Below are 18,578 nucleotides of genomic sequence, written 5' to 3'. Positions count from 1 at the left end.
CCTTCCACCAACAAACGGCCACGGCTATTCACGCCGAGCCGAGGGCGAGCCAAATAGCGTAGCACGCTCCAGCTCGCTGAGCAGTGCCTCGGCCTCTCTGACGTCGGCAGTTTCAAAACCCTCGGTGAACCAGTCGCGAACGTTTGTCAGAAAATCGTGGGCTTTCTCCCGGGCGCCTCGCTCCGCCCACAGCCGTGCGAGTCGCGTCGAAGTTCGTAACTCCCACCATTTGGCGGCCTGCGCCCCGGCAGTTTCTACCGATTTGCCGAAAGATTCTGCCGCCAAGTCGCCGTCGCGACCAGGCTCGCGCAAAGCAAACTCCCCTTTCGGTCGGTACAGCTCGGCATCAAACCAACGCTCGCCGGTCGAAGTCGCACGCTCGAACGCGTCGTCGAGCACGCGTCGCGCATCTTCGACGTTGCCACTACTAAGGTAAGCCTCAGCCAGAATAGACCCGTAGTACGGCATCATCACCAGGTAATCGGCGTTCACGTCGTGCTCGTAGCAGGATTTGAGGGTCTCGAGGCCTTCGGTTCCATTTCCTTCAGCGATGAGTGCGGCAGCTCGAAAGCCCCGTCCCTTATTCAACATTGCAGGCATGGACTTTTCGGACGCGAGAGCAATCAGGCGCTCGCTGTCGCGCCGAAGGGCGAGCCAGTCTTTGCACAACTGGTAGTAGACGCACGTGTTGGCGAGAGCCAACGCGATCGCGAAGGGCTGGCGCGTATTCTCCGCAGTTTCCAGACCCTGCCGACACCGCCGGTACCCCTGCTCGGGGTAGCCCAGAATGAGTAGCGTCCGGGCAAGGTATAGGTTCGGTCCGGCGTCGGCGATGTCCGCACCGAGCAGAGGGTCCAGGTCAGGTGCTCTTGTCGAGACCCGCTGTTCCAGGAAAGAGCGTGCGGTGGCAAAATCGCCCATCCAAAGGGCAACGAATCCGGCGGCGTCCGCTCCGATTGGGCCACCCTCGCCGTATGCGCGCGCCGCCGCGCGCATCAGCTGGTTTTCGACTTCGCGCGCGCGATCGAGCTCCGCGCGATTGTAGTAACAGAGAAACTCGCCATAGCAGGCCCGGAGGTTCTCGTGCTCCGCTCCCGTTTGCCCTGCCAAGAATCGGGCGCGAGCATAAGCGGTGCCCGTTTCGACTGCCGCCGTGCCTCTAGCCGCCCGGAGCGCATCGCCGAGCGCAAGGCGGAGCCCGAGTTCAAGTTGGTTGCGCTCCAAGCCTTCCGGCAGCGTTTCGAGAAGCGAGAGACCGTTATTGAGCTGACCCAACGCTTCTCTTGTCGCCGAGCGCATGATCGCCGTGCGTGCCGCAGCCTGATAATATGGCACTGCCTGTTCGACGAGCCCGGCCCTGCCGTAGTGGCCGGCGACGAGTTCGGGATGAGCTGTGGCCGTGTCCTTGAATCTGTTGACCAGCGCGTCGGCAATCGCGCCGTGCAGTTCCCGGCGGCGCCTTTTGAGGAGCGATTCGTAGGCGGCGTCCTGAATGAGAGCGTGCTTGAAGATATTTGCCGGGCTGGCCGGGGTGCCGCCGCTCAAGATTAGCTCGGCTCCGATCAGTTCCGAGAGCGCCGTCTCCAATTCACCGGCAGGCATGTCGCTCACGCTCGCCAGCAGCGTACGATCGAACTCCCGCCCAATCACGGCACCGACTTGCGCGGCATGCCTTGCGGAGGGCGGCAGGCTGTCGAGCCGAGCCATCAGCGCGTCCTGAAGTGTCACGGGAACCGTGACTGCAGGCAGAGATCCCAAAAGGTCGAAATGATCTCCTGCGTCGACAAGGACGTTGAGATCGCGCATCGCCTTGGTCAATTCCTCGATGAACAGCGGAACGCCGTCGGTGTGCGCGACGATCTCGTTCAAGACTTCCTGCGGAAGACGCTTGCCCGCAACGGCCTCGGCTACTGCGGCTGCCTCAATCGGATCGAGCCGTTCGAGCACGATCCAGTCAACGTGTGCGCCGCTCCAGGTCGGCTTGAACTCCGGCCGAAAAGTGACGAGCAGCAGCACGGGCAATTGGGCGATCCGATCGTTGATCCGATCGACCAATTCCAGCGTTGTCGGGTCGAGCCATTGTGCGTCCTCGATGACCATGAGCAGCGGATGCCGCGTCGCGAGCCCCTCAACCCAGTTCAGCAGCGCTGCAAACGTTATGGCCTTCCTCTGCTGAGGGGTCAGATCACGTAACGAATGCTGCTCGCCGGTTCGAACGCCGAGCAGATCGGCGATGACAGGGATGGCGCCGGTGGTATCGGCCAAAGCCCTTCCCAGAAGAAGCTCGAGCTTCCTGAACTGTGTTTCGTCCGGGTCAATGTTTGCAAACTCCGCAGAGCGCCGGATTTCCGAGATGACGGGCCGTAGCGCCGAGTTCGCGTAGTATGGCGAGGCGTCGAAATGGATTGCCTGGAGCCGGTCCCCTCTCACTCGATCCCCGAAGAAGCGCACCAGTCTCGATTTTCCGATCCCGGGTTCCCCAGTTAGGAGGACAACCTGGCCCATCGTTCGCCTGACCCGCCCCCAGCGCTCGAGCAGCAGATCAATCTCGCGGCCTCGGCCGACGAACGGCGTGAGTATCGTGCCGTGAAGTCCCTCGAACCGACTTTCACTGCGCCCGATGCCGTGGACCCGCCAGAGGGCTACCGAGGGGCCGATCCCCTTGATCGGCTGCCTTCCCAGGTCCTCCAGGTCGAAAATCCCCCCGACGAGGTGCCGGGTGGTTTCGGAAATCACAACCCGGTCCGGCCCTGCCGCCTGCTGCAGCCGTGCCGCGAGGTTCGGCGTCTCCCCGACGATCTCGTCCGGGTGCTCTGCTTCCCCTTCCCCTAGGCTTCCGATGACCACCAACCCTGTGGCAATACCGACGCGTGCACGAAGGTGAGGAACCTCTTGCGTCTTGATTCCACCGGCTGCTGCCACAATGCGAAGGGCAGCCTTGACCGCCCGTTCAGCCGCGTCCTCCTGTGCCTTCGGCCAGCCGAAATATGCAAGAATGCCATCGCCCAAGAACTTGGCGACGTGCCCTCCGAAACGGTCAACTTCATCGGTTACCGCGCTTCGGTAACGCCGCATCACCGCCCGCAGTTCTTCGGGGTCGAGCTGTCGGCTTAGCTCGGTCGACCCGACGAGGTCGACGAACATCACCGTGAGCTGCCGCCGCTCTGCCTCTGTCGGGGCAGATAAAGGCAGCGCCGTCTTCAGCGATGCGGATGCGCCAATGGGCGCCGACCTCGAAACCAGGGCCAATGAGGCAATCGCATCGAGCAGCTTGCGCCGGTGACCGACGGAGGTCACGCCGAGTCCCGTCAGATCCTCGGCCCTCAGGTGGGCAAGAACCTCTCCACTAATATCGTTGTCGCGAAAGGCCTTCTCGTATTGTCCCAGGCCGATATCGCGAAGCCAGGTGGCGACGTCCACGTCCCCCTCCTGTATGAAAACACAATAATACACCAAAAGCCCATCATGGATGCGTGAAAACGGGTCCGAGAAGAGTCGATTCGGCCTCGGCTGAAGGTCCCCTTAATAGGACCAGAAATGTCTGGAAGTGGCGGGGCAAGAATGTCCTTCCGGAACCGGAACTGATGACCCAAGTCGGCCATCCGCTGCGCAGCGGAAACGTCGCGCGAGGATCAAAAGCCGCCATCGACTAAGCAGATCGCTCTTGCCGGAATCGCGTCGACTGCAGAAGGGCCGCTATTGAAGCAATGACAGTCGAGACCTGACGGTCCGGTTTCGGCCAATTGTTGCCCTGCACTCGGCAGCCTACGGAAAGAGCTCGAAGTGCTCGACTTGAGCAGACTCGATCAACTCGGCTTCATCGCCATGATAAATCGCGTTATTCCAGTCTGGCCCGATAGCAGCCTTCACCGACTCCAGGCCATCCCAGACCATCACCATGCAGAACGTCCTGCCCGTACTCTCCGCAGGTGGCTTACCGGGGTAAAAGGCGATGAGGCCCGCCTGCTTCCTCAGCCAGGGAATAGAAAGTGACTCAACACGCTCCTGCCAGAGACGCTGCTTTCCAGCAAAGACCGTGCCGCGATAAATGCGGATAATCATGGCGATACCTCCTTACGGTGCCTTCGTGCGAACAGAATGCGCCCCACTCGATCATGCAGTCTGTCGCTTGCCGTCTACGGCGACTTGCATCCGAGCAACCGGACCGGTTGCTCAAGTTTGGCGAGGTCCTCAGATTTGGCACAGCGTGGAAAGCCGGCGAGGCTCATCGTTTCGATCAGCCGGTTCCGCTGTACCTCGGTGAAGGGGAGGTTGGCGATTATTCCCTCTATGCTCAAGTCCGGATACTTCTGGAGGGTGAACGCGACAAGCGTCCGCGCCTCATCCGTCCGGCCCAGAGCCGCAAGCGCGGCAGCTCGAAACGTCCCCACCCAGCGATCGTAATTGTCAGGGCCGAGCCGGTCCGTCATGCGCAGGGCGTCCTCGTAACGGCCGGCCCAGAAGTAGGTGACGTTGAGCGGACGGGTGCTCCACATCGGGAAGTTCGGGTTCAGGCTGATCGCCCTGTCGGCCAATTCGGCTCCGCGTTCGGGCTCGCCGAACATGGCCGCCCAGGTAACGTAGAAGGTCAGGATCTCGAACTCGTTCGGCGCCATGCTGAGGGCCGTGTCGAACTCCGCCTTCGCCTTCGCCAGATCGGCGCTCTCGGCCAGGGTAATCGCGCGGACCACATGCGCCTCTGCGTCACCCGGGTCGAGCGTGACCGCGCGCATCGCAGCATCGGCAGCCTGCTTTCGGTTCCGCAGGGGCTCCACCCCGAAGCCGGCAAGGACCTTGTGGGCGTGCGAAAGCTCGATCCAAGCCCGGGCGAGAGAGGGATCAACCTCCAGCGACCGTGTGAGAAGCCGGATCGCCTCTTCCAGATCGTCGCGATTGATCCGCTCGAGCCGCTCGGTGCCGAGAAGATAGAGCTCGGAGGCGTTGAGGTTCGCTGGCGGCTTGCGATGCGCCTCCCGGCGGCCCGCCTCTTGAATCAGGCCTGCGCCACCGCCGAGCCGGTTCGAGACCTGCTCCGCGATCTCGGTCTGAATCGCGAAAAAGTCGTTTTCGGGCCGATCCCACCGGTCCGACCAGATGTGCTTGCCGGTCGCAGTTTCAACAAGTTGCGCCGTGATGCGCACGCGATCGTCCTGGCGCTGGATCGAGCCCTCGACATTGAAGGCAGCATTGAGGGCCGCCCCCACTTCTTTCGTGTTAGACGTCTTCTCCTTGTAGGCTGTGGTCGTATTGCTAGCTATCACCCGAAATTCTGGAAATCGGGCAAGGTCAGTGATGATGTCCTCGGTCAGGCCGTCAGCCAGCCGCTGCTGGTCCGCATCACCACCGATCATCCCAAATGGCAGCACCGCAACGGAGGGCAGAGCTGCCCCGGCGCCACTCCCATCGACGCGATGATTAAAGCCCCAGAGGAGTCCTGCCGCAAACAAGGCAATGGCCAGAGCTATGATGGCCGCCGACCGGCTCCGGCCTGTCGGTTCGATAGGCCATTCCGCGGCGTCAATTGCGAGTCTGTACCCGTTGATTCGGGCGGAAGCGCGGGCGCGCATGATGCGGTACGCGGCTGGCCTTATCCGCCAGCTTGATGCAAGGGAGATGACCTGGGAGGCGATTGCGAGCGCATCCCGGGCGCATCGGTGAAGACTGGACCGAGTGGCTTTTCCGTTACACTACTTCCTGGCGACCACCACCTAGTGACCCGACAGCATTTGTTTCAGATTCCGTATAGGGAGGCGCTGCCGTCCGGTGACCACAATTTTTCATATCTGCCTGCATCCAAGTGAGGAGTATATGAACTGCTTCTTCGCACCGCCCAATGCGATGAGACGGCGAGTTCCGGAGTGAGAGTAGTCTTGCAAGTATCCGAACGTCCGCCGGGGCCCAAAGCGATCGGCGCTACGATGGCGGTGTGAAAAGGTTGGCTTTCTAGCCCAATCATCCCGAAAGCGGACGTTCCGATCTCGGCCCCATTCCAGCCATTACTATTGATCAACGGAACTGACGGAATGGGCAGGCCAATGTTGGCCTTTTGTGATTCGAAAGTCGCGGTGTGGAACGCGGGCTGGAGGCCAGGCATTTGTTCTTGGCTCTTTCGTTAATGGAATGGACTACCTACCGGCAGATGCGCTTGGCGAGTCGTCGGCGCTCATCGGCACGCTCGACGAAGACCCCCGCGAACTCGCTTGCGCCATTATCGAGAGCTAGGTTCCCAGAAATTTTTGCGACGGTGATCATCCGGTCTTGACGCTGGAAATCGACCTTCACATATTTTTCGCAGGTCGCCGCCGTTCGTTGGGGCGACCATCGTCAACAACCCGAAATCGTTCAAAGAATTGGAGGTTTCTATGAGCGAGAGAACATTCGAAAGCCCTTTGTTCGTGAGGGCCGCGGAAGGTCTCATTCAGGAAATAGCCTGCCTTGAGGATGCCTTCGATTTCCTCGATGAATGGCCTTTGCACCGGCGCGGCGTGATCTATGAGACTGCGAAGCGGGCATGCTGCCGCGCCTTCGACGGCAGCGTGCCCTTGAAAGTCGCCCGCGACGCGTTCGCCGGCTTTGCCCGGTCGGTGAAAATCCTCGAGGATGTTACAACGGCGATGCCCTGGATGGCCGGCGCGAAGATGGGCCAGACCGGCGGCATTGCCGCCTGACTGTTTCGGAGGGAGGAAATGATGCTTTCCCAGCCTTTCGAAAAGCCCGTTCGCGTTTGGGTCGGGCTTGGTTTTCCGCGGCAATTGAACTCCGTTGTCGATGCGTACCAGTTCGTCACGGATTGGTGTGGCAACAGTCCGGAGCAAAAGGCGGCGATCCGCGCCTGCAAAGCCGCGCTGGCCGGCGACATCGACGCAGAGACCGCGCGCGGCATTCTCGTGCGGTTCGCTAGGAAGAAGGACATCCTGGTGGAAGACGGAACGATGACGCCAGTCAAAAACACGGCGAAACCGTTGCACGTCTGATCAGCAATCGACCTCGGGGCGACGGCCATTCGGCCGTCGCCCCGAGGTCACCAGCCGCAATGCGCCGCAAACTGTGGCGCTGCATAGTCTTGAAGATCGATACCTCTCCGCCTTGGCATTCCAGCCAGGACCTTCCCGACCGGACTAAGCTGGCAGACTGCCTTTTCAGGCCTTGAATGGCGAAATCGCCTAACTAAATCGTAAAATGCCGGAGGCCCATTTCGGGACCGGCCTGTCGGACGGATGCAAGAAAGCGTCCGACAGCAAGCTTGTACCCATGTTGCTCAAAGGAGGATGTGGCTATGAGAAACACTTTCGACTTCACCCCCCTGTTCCGGTCGGGCATCGGCTTCGACCGAATGTTGAACGCGCTCGAAGCCGCGAGCCGTGTGGAGACAGTCGACAACTGGCCTCCCTACGATATCGCCAAAAAAGGGGAGGACGACTACCGCATCACCATGGCGGTGGCCGGCTTCTCGCAGGATGAGCTGGACATCACCCAGGAGCACAACATGCTCATGGTGTCCGGCCAGAAGCCCGCGGAAGACAATGCCGAATACCTGCACCACGGCATTGCCGAAAGGGCCTTCCGTAGACGGTTCGAACTGGCTGACCATGTCAAGGTCGTGAACGCCAGCCTCGTGAACGGTCTGCTGACGATCGATCTCAAGCGCGAGATTCCTGAAGAGATGAAGCCGCGCCGCATCGAAATCGGTAGCGTCAAGGCAAAGCCGAAAGCCGAGGCGAGGCAGATCGAGGCCGACACCCAGGCTGCCTGACGCTGTCCGGTTGACCGACTGGACAAGGCGCCGGACGATGGGCCCGGCGCGCCGGAAAGTCTTGTAATCCATGACCGAACAGAAGGAGACGACATATGAGTGTCCGTGATCTTATTCCGTGGAGCCGTGGCAATGGCGACCAGCTTCCGAGCGTCTTTCGAGACAATGATCGCGATCCATTCCTGTCCTTGCATCGCGAAGTGAATCGATTGTTCGACGACGTGTTCCGTGGCTTTGATTCCAGCCTGCCGGCCTTTAGGGCTTCTTCCTTCGGCGGCGGCTGGCCGAGCGTCGAGATTTCCGACGGCGAGAAGGCGGTCAAGGTGACCGCCGAAGTACCCGGTCTGGAGGAGAAGGACATCGAGGTCCTGCTCGACGATGGCGTGCTGACGCTGAAGGGCGAGAAGCGCTCGGAGATGGAAGATAAGGACAGGCAGTTCTCGGAGCGCTACTACGGCCGCTTCGAGCGCCGTATCCGCCTCGGTTACGAGGTCGAGCAGGACAAGATAGACGCCCGCTTCAAGAACGGTGTGCTGACGGTCACGCTGCCGAAGACCGCGAAAGCGCAGTCCCAGGCCAAGCGCATCGAAATCAAGCACTGAGGCAGTTGGGGGCGGCGGCGGATTGAGCTGCCGCCGTCCTTCGCCAATCGGGGAGGGATTGCAGAACGCCACGCAGATCGCATCGGAACTGTCACGCGGCAAGGGCATGGTCGTTGTCTTCGTGACAGGAAGCCCAGACCAGATCCTCCCACCCTCGGTTCAGGGTGGCAAGCTGCGAGCCAAAGGAAAATGAATTGGGGGCGCGGCTAGCCGGCACTGCGGATTTCTTCGGACGGAGGGTCATTGAATCGGAAGCCAGTCAAACCGCCGCGGAAGGGTGGAAACCCGGTGTGCCAATCTCTTGAACTCACAAGAGGCACTTCCAATATTTTTTCTGTGACCCCATCGCGTCACTGTGGAAATTGTGCGTGTCCCTTGCACGGCTATTCCCGCTGAATGGGGTCTCGTATGCGCTCCACGGCCAGAAGGAGGTTGCTATGGAAAGTGGAACGTTCAAGCAGCCGATTTTTGTGAGGGACGACGGCTTCGTTCTCCGAAGGATCGACTGTGTTATGGATGCCATAGAGTTCCTTGAGGAATGGCCGGTCGAAAGACGTGGCCTTCTTCACGCGGCGGCATCTGAAACGTGCTGTTCCGCTTACGACGGCGGGAAGTCTCTCGAGGCGGCACACAAAACCTTTACGACTTGGGCTCGCAGGGTCGGGGTTATCGAGGATGTCCCCGTGGCGCCGTCATGGATGACAGGGCCGAAGATCGGCGCGGACCACTCTGTGGAAACTGATGCCTGAAATTCGCAGCGGCGGTCTCCGTACCGCCGCAGCATCCGGTCGATCGCGAAAAGGATCAGTACAAGCGGAGAGCGACATGGCCTCTGATCTCTCTGATCATCTAAAACCACGACGAACCGCCAGTCCTTGGAGCGTTGGCTGGGGATGCGAGTTGGCAAGGAAGAAATTGACCCCGCCAGATAGGCTTCCTGCCGATGCGGATCGGGACCGGGCGACCAGCCCATGGATGCGATGCCCTGTAGCTGCTAGCCCTACGCCCTTGACCCGGATGGCGTCGAGGTTGTCATCGAGAAGCCCGTGGTGGCGTCCGTTTCCGGACATGGACGGAGGAAACGATGATAATGACACGTGAGGACCTTGTCTCGGTCCTTGGGCCGATGGACGAAACGCTCATCGCCGATATCCTGTCCACCGGCGTTCAACGCGACGAGGCGCTGATGGGCGAAGGACGGCCGCTGCCGGGCACGCGCGTTGCCCAACTGATCGACCTCCTTGATGCCGACGAGGACGATTGAGCGCTCCGGTGCGGCAAGAGCTCCTCTTGGCGCCCCGAGCAGGACGATTACTTGCTGGCAAAAGACGTGAAAAACGGAGGAAGTGATGAATGACGTTCGTTTTCCCGAACCTGTTACCCTGGGATTTTCCCTCTCCTCGCGCAGGGTCGCCAGCAGTTTAGAGGCACTAGAATGCCTGGACCAGCAGTGGCCCCATTGGGCGCGCGGAGGGAGTTGGCGTGCTGCCGCGCGCGCCTGCCGCGACGCGCTGGACGGATGGCGCAGCGCCCGCGATGCGCACAAGGCCTTCCTCAGGGCGGCAAGGCGGGCTGGGTTGGTTCTGCCGGCAGCGCGCGCTCCTCGCAAGTCAAGCCAACCACGGATGATCGGCGCCCTGCGGCCCGAGATGAGCTTCATTGGATGGCAATGACCCCGTCGACGGCGCGCCATCCCGACGGCTTGATCAGCCGGTGGTGGGCAACGCGCACGGAGTGCAGCGCGCCGTCCAGCTCGCTTTCCCAATAGTCGAGAAAGCCTTTCAGCTCCGGGAAGTTCGGCGCAAGATCGTATTCCTGCCAGACATAGAGCTGAAGCAGGCTCGGGTGGTCAGGAAAATGGTAGTGGATTTCGGCCGTGGTCAGGCCGTAGCCTTCCATCTGCAGGAGGAATTCCCTGCTGACCGCAGTGACCATATGCGTCTCCTTGACTTACGACATCAGGCGTCCAGGCGGTCAGACATGTGCCTGTGGCCACTCTCAGCCGGGATCGGGCGGTTTGCGTCGTCCAACCGGCATAGGGCATCCATGATCTGATCGAAGGTGATCGTCTGCTCGGCTCCCGGCGGTCGGCGCAGCGTCGGAACGGATTCCACCGCGCAGGCATCCGAGCCCCAGGACGAGAGGATCGCCCGCTTCTCCTGAATGTCGAGCGTATCCTCCTTAAGGACGTCGTCTGGATGGGTGAAATGGCGCGCCGGCGACAACAAACGGTCGAGCGCGAGGTCGGATGTTTCGGGAACAAGAGAAGGAATGATCGGCTTGGGATTGTGTCGGTCCATCGTGATCCTCCGTCTTTCCAAAAGCTCCTTTGTCAGACTCCTGTTTTGAGGCCATCGCCGGCGGCGAAGGCTCGGACTATCTTGTTCCTTCGTCGGGAAAATTCAAGCGGGAATGCACGGCTGTAATCCAAATTAGCCACATGTTTTCATGGCACTAGCACTCGATTGGTGCGAGTGAAAAAAAATTCTGCCGAACCTCTTGAAACCGAAAAGTCGCAGAACTAGCTCGATATGCGCGCGATGCCCGCGAGGGGTCGCCGCACCCCGCACCGATCCGATATTGCCGGTCCGGTGTGGAAGAACCTCAAAAATCTGTTTGTCCAGAAGGAGAACGATATGGCGTTCCGTCCATTGCATGACCGTATCCTGGTCCGCCGCATCGAGGCCGATGAGAAAACGGCCGGTGGCATCATCATCCCCGACACCGCCAAGGAGAAGCCGCAGGAGGGCGAGGTCATCGCCATCGGACCTGGTTCGCGAGATGAGAGCGGCAAGCTCACGCCTCTCGACGTCAAGGCGGGCGATCGCATTCTGTTCGGCAAGTGGTCCGGCACTGAAATCAAGCTCAACGGCGAGGACCTGCTCATCATGAAGGAAAGCGACGTGATGGGCGTGATCGAGAATGCTGCGGCGGTCAAGAAGGCCGCCTGACCGGGGCTTCGATAGAACCCTCAATCAAGTCAATGAAAACTGCCCAGACAAGGAGTGATCCAATGGCTGCCAAGGAAGTCAAATTTCATTCCGATGCCCGCGAGCGCTTGCTGCGCGGCGTCAACATCCTCGCGGACGCGGTGAAGGTGACCCTCGGCCCCAAGGGCCGCAACGTCGTCATCGACAAGTCGTTCGGCGCCCCGCGCATCACTAAGGACGGCGTCACCGTCGCCAAGGAAATCGAGCTTGAGGACAAGTTCGAGAACATGGGCGCGCAGATGGTCCGCGAGGTTGCCTCGAAAACCAACGACATCGCCGGCGACGGCACCACCACCGCGACCGTGCTTGCCCAGGCGATCGTTCGCGAAGGCGCCAAGGCGGTTGCATCGGGCATGAACCCGATGGACCTGAAGCGCGGCATCGACAAGGCCGTCGAAGCCATCGTGGTTGAGCTGAAGACCAATGCCCGCAAGATCACCAAAAATGACGAGATCGCCCAGGTTGGTACGATATCGGCTAATGGCGACGCCGAGATCGGCCGCTTCCTTGCGGAAGCCATGCAAAAGGTCGGCAATGAGGGCGTCATCACGGTCGAGGAAGCCAAGACCGCCGAGACCGAACTCGAAGTCGTCGAAGGCATGCAGTTCGACCGTGGCTATCTCAGCCCGTATTTTATCACCAACCAGGACAAGATGCGTGTCGAGTTGGAAGAGCCCTATGTGCTTATCCACGAAAAGAAGCTGTCTAATCTGCAGGCACTGCTCCCGGTGCTGGAGGCTGTCGTTCAGTCATCCAAGCCGCTGCTGATCATTGCCGAGGATGTGGAGGGCGAAGCGTTGGCGACACTGGTCGTCAACAAGCTGCGCGGTGGCCTGAAGGTCGCTGCCGTCAAGGCGCCCGGCTTTGGGGATCGTCGCAAGGCGATGCTGGAGGATATTGCCATCCTCACCGGCGGGACCGCGATCTCGGAAGATCTTGGCATCAAGCTTGAGAATGTCACGCTGGCGATGCTCGGCCGCGCCAAGAAGGTGGTGATCGAAAAGGAGAACACCACCATCGTCGACGGGGCCGGCTCGAAGAGCGAAATCCAGAGCCGCGCTAGCCAGATCAAGGCGCAGATTGAGGAGACGACCTCCAATTACGATAAGGAAAAGCTGCAGGAGCGGCTAGCCAAGCTCGCCGGCGGTGTCGCCGTCATCCGGGTCGGCGGCTCGACCGAGGTCGAGGTCAAGGAGCGCAAGGACCGCGTAGACGATGCCATGCATGCGACGCGCGCTGCGGTCGAGGAAGGCGTATTACCGGGTGGCGGCGTAGCGCTTCTGCGTGCGGCCAAGGCACTGGACAGGGTTCAGGCCGAGAATGAGGACCAGAAGCACGGTATCGAGATCGTGCGCCGGGCGATCGAAGCGCCCGTGCGACAGATCGCCGAGAATGCCGGCGCGGAAGGATCGATCATCGTAGGCAAGCTACGCGAGAGGCCGGAATTCGGCTGGGGCTGGAACGCACAGACCAACGCGTTTGGCGACCTCTACAACGAGGGCGTCATCGATCCGGTGAAAGTAGTGCGGACCGCACTTCAGGATGCGGCATCGGTTGCCGGCCTGTTGGTGACGACGGAAGCGATGGTTGCCGAGAAGCCGAAGAAGGAACCCGCGGTGCCGGCTATGCCGAGTGGCGGCATGGATTTCTGACGAGAAACGGCGGTGTCCGCGCCCATGAGGCGCGGGCACCTGACAAATGGATAAAGCCATGAACGTGACGAACTTCAACGTGATTCCGCCGCCGTCACACGCGGCCACCGATCTGAACTACGAAGCGGAACTGAAGGTCGCGCTCGACCCGGTTCTAGACGATTTGCTCGACAGAACCGCCGCTGCGGGGTGGGACCGGCGAAAAGCCGCGTACACGATAATGTTTCTGGCCGCTCGCAAACTTTCGGACACCATGCCGAGCCCCAGAAGCTAGCGCTTTGTTGGCGGATTCATCGGACGCGGATTTCATACTATGATGAGGGAGCCGCCACGGGAACATCCACTTCGGACGGAGCTTGATCGAAGCCTGTTTGATCGAGCAGCCGGCGCATGGTCAAAGCGTTGCAGGGCGCAAAGCTTTCATAGTCGTTGTTGAAATAAACCCAGGCTCTCCGCGCGCCGCTGTTCTTGATCCTCTCGGCCCATTCGGCTAACTCGCCTTCGGAATAGTCGTGCCTGTACCAGCGCTCCGGACCGTGCATTCGGAGGTAAATATCGTTGGCTGTGCGAACCAGAACGTCCGGAAGCCGTGGACCGCTGCAGGAACAGAATATCGTGCCGCTCTCGCGGAAGGCGGAATAGGCGGTCTCGTTCCACCAGCTGGCATGACGAAATTCCACAACGTTGCGTCGCGTGTGGTCGAGCTGGCTCAGAATGGCGCGGAGCCTCTCCTCGGTGAAGCGATAGCTTGGCGGAAACTGGAAGAGAAAGCAGCCCATCCGCTTGCCAAGGATATCGCCTATCAGTCCAAAATCTTTTACCAGGGTTTCGGTATCCTCGAATCTCTTGACGTGCGTGATCAGCTCACAGACTTTTATGGTGTAAACGAACGCGCGCGTTCCGGGCTGACGAAGCCAGGTTTTCACATTCGCGACGGTCGGCCAGGAATAGAAGGATGCGTTTATTTCGACGGTGTCGAACTGCTGCGCATAATGAGTGAACCATTCGGAGGTTGGCATCTCAGCCGGATAGAACTTTCCGCGCCATTTCCAGTAGAACCATCCGGAGCAGCCGACATAGGCGGAGTTTGCCAACTCGGTCGAATGGCGGCCGGGCCCTTTGCCCGCCAGCCGTGCGAGGTGCATTTTTTCCGCGCGCCCCACGTTCTCTGCGCGCTGCTTTTCGCGGCGCAGCCTGCGGCGCTTACGTCGCTCGTCAAGGCCTGTGTCTTTCCTGGGAACGTTGATGTCCATAATCTCTGTCCGTCTTAACGGCGATCAGAGCCAGTTGCTCCTTAGGCGAAGTGCATTGGCGCGGTCCTTTGTCCGCCCGCCATCGAGGCATCCAGAGGAAATGGGCGGAAGCGCTCAGCGCTTACCGAAATGCTTTCCAAATGTCGAAAAGCGCACCGCTGCCACCGTAGACGGGATCCTGTCGTGGTTTAGCGACCTTGAAAATGGTCTTGACGGCGTGGGCATGGTCCTCGCTCCTAGAACATTCATCGTATGTGCCGTTGGGCGGGTAGGCGCCAACCACGAGAAAGTCTTTGCTCGCCGCGAGGCACTGGTGACCAGTGCCTGCTGGCAAAATAGCGACGTCTGCCGCCTTGATGGTGAGCGTGCGGCCATGCTTGCCTCCGAACTGCACCTTTGCCGATCCGCGAGCGACGCCAAGAACCTCATGTATGCGGGAATGGTAATGCGCATAATCGTAGATGCCGTTTCGCCAGGACCCCTTCCAGTTGTTGCGCTCGAAGAGCTCCTCGAAGATTGCGGCCGGATCGAATTCGGCAGGCAGTTTCACGACGCCGCGATAGACGACCAACGGCCAGTGGGGATGATTGGGGATGATGCCGTCGTCCTCGAAGCGGAATGCATTGGCCTTGCGCTGGCGCACCAGCCGACCGAGCTCGTCGCTTGAGGGTCGTTGCCAGCCGGTGATCTTCTCGACGAGTGTTTTGCCGCGCTCAAGTATGGGCATCATGTTCCTCCCGCCGGTGCGTCCACGGGGTTGAGACGACCAACGGCCGGCCCGTTGAGCACGATGCCGTCGGGAGCAAAATGGGAGCCATGACAGCAGCAGTCCCAGCACTGCTCGGTGGAATTCCAGGCCACTTCGCATCCAGAATGCGTGCAGACGGCGGAATTCAGATAGAGCTTTCCAGCCATATCGCGGCAGGCTGCGATCTTGCGCAGTCCGTCCCGCAGGACGCCGCCTTGGCCAGGCGCAAGCTCGGCCAGTGACTTCAAGTCACCCGGAAGCAAATAGCCGGCGAGATTTTTGACCGCGGACAGGTTTTCACGAACATAGTTGATCACGCCGGAGGGCGTGTTGCGCGACGGGTCGTAGACCTCGGCCCACGGGTTCTCCTTGCCCGAAATCATATCCTTCACCAGCAAGCCGGACAGCGCGCCATGCGTTATTCCTTGGCCGGAATCGCCGGTGACGACATAGACCGACTTGCTGCCGGGATTGAGGCCGATGAAGGCGCAATAGTCGATGGTGTCCAGAACCTGCCCCGACCAGCGCGTGACCTCTTTGCCCAAGCTTGGCACGAGCGCTCTTATCCAGGCCTCGATTGCCTCGAAACGAATGTCGCCGTCGTCGGATTCGCCGGATTTGTGGTCGGCTCCGCCTGCGATCAGATAGTCAACCGAGCCGGGACCGGGATTCATTCGGACGTAGTGGTAAGGATCGCCCGTGTCCCAGAACAACGCATCGGGGAGCGCACCCTTCGGCAATGTGAAAGCAATCGCGTAGGTCCGGTAGGGCGACATCTTGGTGTGCAGCTGAAAGCGATCGTTGATCGGCGAGTTCGTGGCGACGACGGCCGATCCCGCTTCAATCACGCCGCCGTTCTCGGTGGAGACGCGCACGCCGTCCTCGGGCAGTTCCTCGACGGAGGTCGCGGCGCTGTCGGCGAAAATGAGGGAGCCGCTTTCGCGGATCGATCCCGCAAGCCCACGCAGATATCTCAACGGATGGAAAGTCGCCTGGTTGGGGTAGCACAGGACCGGCGCCTCCTCGAAGCCCTTGAGCGGCAAGCCAGTTACCAGTTCGACAGCGGCCCCGACCTTTCGTGCCGCATCGAATTCTTGCTGGCGTCGATCGCGGGCGTCCTTGGGGTCGATACCCATCGCCGGAAACAGAAACGCGTCCAACCTGCGAAAATTGCAGTCGATCCGTAACTCCGAGACGTTTTCCTCGATGCGGGCGACCGCGGCCTCCTGACTTTGCTGGAACAGCCTTGCAACGTCTTCACCCCGCAGGTTGATCAACGCGCTGAGCCCATCGTCACAGATCGGCGCCAGATGCGCCGTGGTTCGCGATGTCATACCGCCGGCGATCGTTCCGCGATCGATGACGATGACCTTCTGGCCGATGTTGGCCAGTTCGTGAGCGATCGACAGTCCGGCGATCCCGGCCCCTATGATGACTGTGTCACAGCTCTTCTTGCCCGAGAATTTCGGCGCATCGGGATAGACGGCGACCTTCATCCAGAGGGATCGGGTGAGTTCAGCGCGCGCGTTCATGCAAGCGTCCCCGAGCGCATCGATCAACTCGACGCCTTCTCGTTGACTTTCCGTTCGGCGATGGTAGTGAGTTTCTTGTCAGCCGCCTTTTCCTCGTTGAGGGTCGCAGTGAGAAGGCGGACGACGGCTTCGTTGCCGCTCTGCTGCGCCCACGCAATCAGAGTTCCGTAGCGGGTAATCTCATAATGCTCGACGGCCTGCGCGGCGGCAATCAAGGCGGCGTCGAGCACTTTCTTCTCGGCAACCTCGCCTGCGATCCCGTTGGCTTCCTTGATGATGCCATCGATCGCCGGGCAGGTCGTTCCCTTCGGGTTTTCACCGATAAGCTCGAAGGCTTGCTCGAGCCGTTGGACGTGCTTTTGCGTCTCGGCGAGGTGGGCTTTGAAAGCCGCCGTCAAATCCCGGTTGGTGGCCTTTTCAACCATATCGGGGAGCGCCTTCAGGATCTGTTTTTCGGCATAGTAGATGTCCTGCAAAACGTGCAGGAACAGATCGTCCATCGTCCTGATGTCCTTCGTAAACAGGCCCATAGCGCCCAATCTCCATTGCCGAAAGATCTTTGGAGAACGCGTGGCGTCACCGCCAGTTCCGGTCGCCAGCCGCGGCCAACCGCGCAGGTATGAATTTCGCCTCGGGACTCTGGTGTGGCGAAGTCGCCGGAACGAAAGCCGTCTCCTGCCGTTGCGTGGTCCATTTAAGGATTTTCACGTAGCGGCTGTATTTGAGGAACACGATTGCCGCCACGCTGACCAGCGCAAACCCCAGGACATAGACCGAGCTAGGCCCTCCGATCAGAAGGTTGAGCGCATCAGCCATCGCGCTTAAGTCGGCACCAATGTTGATCACATTGGCGGAAAATAGCAGGACGACCACAAGATAAAGCAGGGGGGCAGGGTAATAGCGAGAAAGGTTGCCCGAGATGCCTTTGCCCGTGGTGCGACCTATCCGAGCCGCAATCTCCTGGATCGCCGCCATAAGAGGAAAGGTAAAGAGCATGGTCCAGCCGATGTTGAACCCGAGTTGGGCTCCGGCCTGGCTATACGTGCCTATCCCTGAGGGGTCGTCATCCGAGGCGCCGGTGATGAAGCCGGGGCCAATAATGCGCAGGAAACGTTGAAATGGCCCTTTGGCAACCGTGTTGCTTTGCTCTCGCTCAACTTCCGAGCTGACATCGGTCATTGCTTGGGCCGTGCAATGCAAAGAGCGGCAGCCACGGCATTTGTTGCAGCCAGCATCGATCCGATCCCTATCGGTTGGAAATTTGGTTCAAAAAACTCAAGCCGCACGCTTATGAATGTCGAGCTGTTGGTCACGTGCCACTATCGCTTTGAAGTTATGGAGCCTTTGGTTCAACGATGAGGAGACGCGGCGGTTCCAAATGGAGTGGGTCTTGACGACAACCCTGGTGTGGCGGTTAACGCTTGCCATGATCGTGGGAGACGACCGTGTCGGTGGAGGCGCCGGTCGTCATTGATACAATGGCAGTGCGATCTGGATGATGCCGATCATGCGTCTTGCCGATGACATTGAGCGTCGGCGCCAGGTGCGACCAGGCCTCTCGCCTCGCAACCTGAATGCCGTCTTGTTCCGGAGTGGCCAGCGAGCCTGAGCTTCAAACGAGTGTTATCGTCCAATAGCGGACCACAATATTTTCCTGCCGAAAGAGGTGCTCCAGGTCGCCCTGCCGGCGCCGCCAATCTGAAACATCCATGCTTGGCGTCATCACCTCGAAGACGACGATATCGTCACTGTCTGTTTTTCCGCGGTCGTTCCAAAGACCCTCCGCAGGTGCCTGGAGATAGGCCGTGACGCCATCGAAGCGAGCCGCCAGTTCCTCTTTCAGACGGTCGAAATCTCTTCGGGGGTACGGCTGACCCTGGTTGTCTGATAGTGGCAACAGGATTTGGATGAGATACATCTTAGTCACCGCTATGCTGCGGATATCAGGAGAGACTGATCTGCGAGGTCAGGCCAGCCCCTCTGACCGCGTCTCTTTCGACACGCGAGGGACATCAGACAGGACGAGGTCGCTGATCGCTGCAGAGCTA

The 18,578-nt window shown here is 60.2% G+C and carries 21 protein-coding genes and 2 pseudogenes; 11 read left to right on the top strand and 12 right to left on the bottom strand.

The genetic code is table 11. From position 1 onward, the window contains the following. Positions 1 to 24: 24 nt before the first annotated feature. The 3 genes from EN857_RS31005 to EN857_RS30995 all read right to left on the bottom strand — a co-directional run bounded on the left by EN857_RS31005 (position 25) and on the right by EN857_RS30995 (position 5,447). The gene (locus EN857_RS31005; protein ID WP_135859564.1) at positions 25 to 3,420 is read right to left on the bottom strand and encodes an adenylate/guanylate cyclase domain-containing protein; all 3,396 of its coding nucleotides are present in this window, start codon (positions 3,418 to 3,420) and stop codon (positions 25 to 27) included. Positions 3,421 to 3,765: 345 nt separating this feature from the next. Then, positions 3,766 to 4,062, bottom strand: a complete 297-nt coding sequence (locus EN857_RS31000; protein ID WP_127391447.1) for a hypothetical protein — start codon at positions 4,060 to 4,062, stop codon at positions 3,766 to 3,768. Positions 4,063 to 4,136: 74 nt separating this feature from the next. Then, positions 4,137 to 5,447: a hypothetical protein gene (locus tag EN857_RS30995; protein WP_187331504.1), complete on the bottom strand. Its 1,311-nt coding sequence runs from the start codon at positions 5,445 to 5,447 to the stop codon at positions 4,137 to 4,139. 108 nt (positions 5,448 to 5,555) lie between these two features. On the opposite strand from EN857_RS30995, the pseudogene EN857_RS35915 reads away from it, so the two are divergent. Next, a pseudogene (locus EN857_RS35915) lies at positions 5,556 to 5,862 on the top strand (hypothetical protein); the annotation flags it as partial. Between the two features lie 267 nt (positions 5,863 to 6,129). On the opposite strand, the gene EN857_RS34955 reads toward EN857_RS35915, so the two are convergent. Beyond that, entirely contained in the window at positions 6,130 to 6,282 is a 153-nt protein-coding gene (locus EN857_RS34955; RefSeq protein ID WP_187331503.1) for a hypothetical protein, read from the bottom strand. 80 nt (positions 6,283 to 6,362) lie between these two features. Between EN857_RS34955 and EN857_RS30985 the strand changes: the two genes are divergently transcribed. From EN857_RS30985 to EN857_RS30955, 7 genes are all read left to right on the top strand, one after another. Beyond that, the gene (locus tag EN857_RS30985; RefSeq protein ID WP_127391449.1) at positions 6,363 to 6,668 is read left to right on the top strand and encodes a DUF982 domain-containing protein; all 306 of its coding nucleotides are present in this window, start codon (positions 6,363 to 6,365) and stop codon (positions 6,666 to 6,668) included. An 18-nt stretch (positions 6,669 to 6,686) separates the two neighbouring features. Further along, complete coding sequence (locus EN857_RS30980) at positions 6,687 to 6,974, top strand: DUF982 domain-containing protein (protein ID WP_245493252.1); 288 nt, start codon at positions 6,687 to 6,689, stop codon at positions 6,972 to 6,974. 302 nt (positions 6,975 to 7,276) lie between these two features. Next, complete coding sequence (locus EN857_RS30975; protein ID WP_127310912.1) at positions 7,277 to 7,753, top strand: Hsp20 family protein; 477 nt, start codon at positions 7,277 to 7,279, stop codon at positions 7,751 to 7,753. A gap of 95 nt (positions 7,754 to 7,848) precedes the next feature. Beyond that, positions 7,849 to 8,355, top strand: coding sequence for an Hsp20/alpha crystallin family protein (locus EN857_RS30970; protein WP_127391450.1), 507 nt, complete (start codon positions 7,849 to 7,851; stop codon positions 8,353 to 8,355). 437 nt (positions 8,356 to 8,792) lie between these two features. Further along, positions 8,793 to 9,104, top strand: a complete 312-nt coding sequence (locus tag EN857_RS30965) for a DUF982 domain-containing protein (protein WP_127391455.1) — start codon at positions 8,793 to 8,795, stop codon at positions 9,102 to 9,104. 335 nt (positions 9,105 to 9,439) lie between these two features. Next, complete coding sequence (locus tag EN857_RS30960; RefSeq protein ID WP_127391451.1) at positions 9,440 to 9,619, top strand: hypothetical protein; 180 nt, start codon at positions 9,440 to 9,442, stop codon at positions 9,617 to 9,619. 85 nt (positions 9,620 to 9,704) lie between these two features. Further along, entirely contained in the window at positions 9,705 to 10,028 is a 324-nt protein-coding gene (locus EN857_RS30955; protein ID WP_127391452.1) for a DUF982 domain-containing protein, read from the top strand. Here EN857_RS30955 and EN857_RS30950 read toward each other — a convergent pair. Together EN857_RS30950 and EN857_RS30945 are read right to left on the bottom strand one after the other, a co-directional pair. After that, positions 10,012 to 10,290 carry an usg protein gene (locus EN857_RS30950; RefSeq protein WP_127391453.1) on the bottom strand — a complete coding sequence of 93 codons (279 nt, stop codon included), beginning with the start codon at positions 10,288 to 10,290 and terminating at the stop codon, positions 10,012 to 10,014. The genes EN857_RS30955 and EN857_RS30950 overlap by 17 nt on opposite strands. A gap of 23 nt (positions 10,291 to 10,313) precedes the next feature. Next, on the bottom strand, positions 10,314 to 10,655 hold the full coding sequence (locus tag EN857_RS30945; RefSeq protein WP_187331502.1) for a hypothetical protein: 342 nt from the start codon (positions 10,653 to 10,655) through the stop codon (positions 10,314 to 10,316). Positions 10,656 to 10,991: 336 nt separating this feature from the next. On the opposite strand from EN857_RS30945, the gene EN857_RS30940 reads away from it, so the two are divergent. The 3 genes from EN857_RS30940 (at position 10,992) to EN857_RS30930 (ending at position 13,271) form a co-directional block, all read left to right on the top strand. Continuing rightward, entirely contained in the window at positions 10,992 to 11,306 is a 315-nt protein-coding gene (locus EN857_RS30940; protein WP_127283145.1) for a co-chaperone GroES, read from the top strand. A gap of 62 nt (positions 11,307 to 11,368) precedes the next feature. After that, positions 11,369 to 12,997: a chaperonin GroEL gene (gene groL / locus EN857_RS30935; RefSeq protein WP_127283144.1), complete on the top strand. Its 1,629-nt coding sequence runs from the start codon at positions 11,369 to 11,371 to the stop codon at positions 12,995 to 12,997. 58 nt (positions 12,998 to 13,055) lie between these two features. After that, on the top strand, positions 13,056 to 13,271 hold the full coding sequence (locus EN857_RS30930; RefSeq protein ID WP_127391102.1) for a hypothetical protein: 216 nt from the start codon (positions 13,056 to 13,058) through the stop codon (positions 13,269 to 13,271). A gap of 37 nt (positions 13,272 to 13,308) precedes the next feature. On the opposite strand, the gene EN857_RS30925 is transcribed toward EN857_RS30930, so the two are convergent. The 6 genes and pseudogenes from EN857_RS30925 to EN857_RS30900 all read right to left on the bottom strand — a co-directional run bounded on the left by EN857_RS30925 (position 13,309) and on the right by EN857_RS30900 (position 18,448). Further along, entirely contained in the window at positions 13,309 to 14,250 is a 942-nt protein-coding gene (locus EN857_RS30925; RefSeq protein WP_127391101.1) for a DUF72 domain-containing protein, read from the bottom strand. Between the two features lie 121 nt (positions 14,251 to 14,371). Next, positions 14,372 to 14,977 carry a cupin gene (locus EN857_RS30920; protein ID WP_135859566.1) on the bottom strand — a complete coding sequence of 202 codons (606 nt, stop codon included), beginning with the start codon at positions 14,975 to 14,977 and terminating at the stop codon, positions 14,372 to 14,374. Then, on the bottom strand, positions 14,977 to 16,530 hold the full coding sequence (locus EN857_RS30915) for an FAD-dependent oxidoreductase (RefSeq protein WP_127391100.1): 1,554 nt from the start codon (positions 16,528 to 16,530) through the stop codon (positions 14,977 to 14,979). Before EN857_RS30915 ends, EN857_RS30920 begins: the two co-directional genes overlap by 1 nt. Positions 16,531 to 16,553: 23 nt before the next feature. Next, positions 16,554 to 17,060, bottom strand: a complete 507-nt coding sequence (locus EN857_RS30910; protein ID WP_127391099.1) for a ferritin-like domain-containing protein — start codon at positions 17,058 to 17,060, stop codon at positions 16,554 to 16,556. A gap of 154 nt (positions 17,061 to 17,214) precedes the next feature. Further along, positions 17,215 to 17,709 (bottom strand): annotated as a pseudogene (locus EN857_RS30905) (divalent metal cation transporter); the annotation flags it as partial. Between the two features lie 433 nt (positions 17,710 to 18,142). After that, the gene (locus EN857_RS30900; protein ID WP_127391097.1) at positions 18,143 to 18,448 is read right to left on the bottom strand and encodes a hypothetical protein; all 306 of its coding nucleotides are present in this window, start codon (positions 18,446 to 18,448) and stop codon (positions 18,143 to 18,145) included. Positions 18,449 to 18,578 lie beyond the last annotated feature (130 nt).

The organism is Mesorhizobium sp. M4B.F.Ca.ET.214.01.1.1 (genome assembly GCF_004791545.1).
Classification (GTDB): Bacteria; Pseudomonadota; Alphaproteobacteria; order Rhizobiales; family Rhizobiaceae; genus Mesorhizobium; species Mesorhizobium abyssinicae.
The sequence above is the reverse complement of the archived record's forward strand: the minus strand, read 5'-3'. Positions and strand labels throughout refer to the sequence as shown.

What these genes read in the sequence shown, in the direction of transcription:
- EN857_RS31000 (WP_127391447.1), bottom strand. Translation starts at nt 4,062, where the DNA reads ATGATTATCCGCATTTATCGCGGCACGGTCTTTGCTGGAAAGCAGCGT.
- EN857_RS30985 (WP_127391449.1), top strand. Translation starts at nt 6,363, where the DNA reads ATGAGCGAGAGAACATTCGAAAGCCCTTTGTTCGTGAGGGCCGCGGAA.
- EN857_RS30980 (WP_245493252.1), top strand. Translation starts at nt 6,687, where the DNA reads ATGATGCTTTCCCAGCCTTTCGAAAAGCCCGTTCGCGTTTGGGTCGGG.
- EN857_RS30975 (WP_127310912.1), top strand. Translation starts at nt 7,277, where the DNA reads ATGAGAAACACTTTCGACTTCACCCCCCTGTTCCGGTCGGGCATCGGC.
- EN857_RS30970 (WP_127391450.1), top strand. Translation starts at nt 7,849, where the DNA reads ATGAGTGTCCGTGATCTTATTCCGTGGAGCCGTGGCAATGGCGACCAG.
- EN857_RS30965 (WP_127391455.1), top strand. Translation starts at nt 8,793, where the DNA reads ATGGAAAGTGGAACGTTCAAGCAGCCGATTTTTGTGAGGGACGACGGC.
- EN857_RS30960 (WP_127391451.1), top strand. Translation starts at nt 9,440, where the DNA reads ATGATAATGACACGTGAGGACCTTGTCTCGGTCCTTGGGCCGATGGAC.
- EN857_RS30955 (WP_127391452.1), top strand. Translation starts at nt 9,705, where the DNA reads ATGAATGACGTTCGTTTTCCCGAACCTGTTACCCTGGGATTTTCCCTC.
- EN857_RS30950 (WP_127391453.1), bottom strand. Translation starts at nt 10,290, where the DNA reads ATGGTCACTGCGGTCAGCAGGGAATTCCTCCTGCAGATGGAAGGCTAC.
- EN857_RS30945 (WP_187331502.1), bottom strand. Translation starts at nt 10,655, where the DNA reads ATGGACCGACACAATCCCAAGCCGATCATTCCTTCTCTTGTTCCCGAA.
- EN857_RS30940 (WP_127283145.1), top strand. Translation starts at nt 10,992, where the DNA reads ATGGCGTTCCGTCCATTGCATGACCGTATCCTGGTCCGCCGCATCGAG.
- groL (WP_127283144.1), top strand. Translation starts at nt 11,369, where the DNA reads ATGGCTGCCAAGGAAGTCAAATTTCATTCCGATGCCCGCGAGCGCTTG.
- EN857_RS30930 (WP_127391102.1), top strand. Translation starts at nt 13,056, where the DNA reads ATGAACGTGACGAACTTCAACGTGATTCCGCCGCCGTCACACGCGGCC.
- EN857_RS30925 (WP_127391101.1), bottom strand. Translation starts at nt 14,250, where the DNA reads ATGGACATCAACGTTCCCAGGAAAGACACAGGCCTTGACGAGCGACGT.
- EN857_RS30920 (WP_135859566.1), bottom strand. Translation starts at nt 14,977, where the DNA reads ATGCCCATACTTGAGCGCGGCAAAACACTCGTCGAGAAGATCACCGGC.
- EN857_RS30915 (WP_127391100.1), bottom strand. Translation starts at nt 16,530, where the DNA reads ATGAACGCGCGCGCTGAACTCACCCGATCCCTCTGGATGAAGGTCGCC.
- EN857_RS30910 (WP_127391099.1), bottom strand. Translation starts at nt 17,060, where the DNA reads ATGGGCCTGTTTACGAAGGACATCAGGACGATGGACGATCTGTTCCTG.
- EN857_RS30900 (WP_127391097.1), bottom strand. Translation starts at nt 18,448, where the DNA reads ATGTATCTCATCCAAATCCTGTTGCCACTATCAGACAACCAGGGTCAG.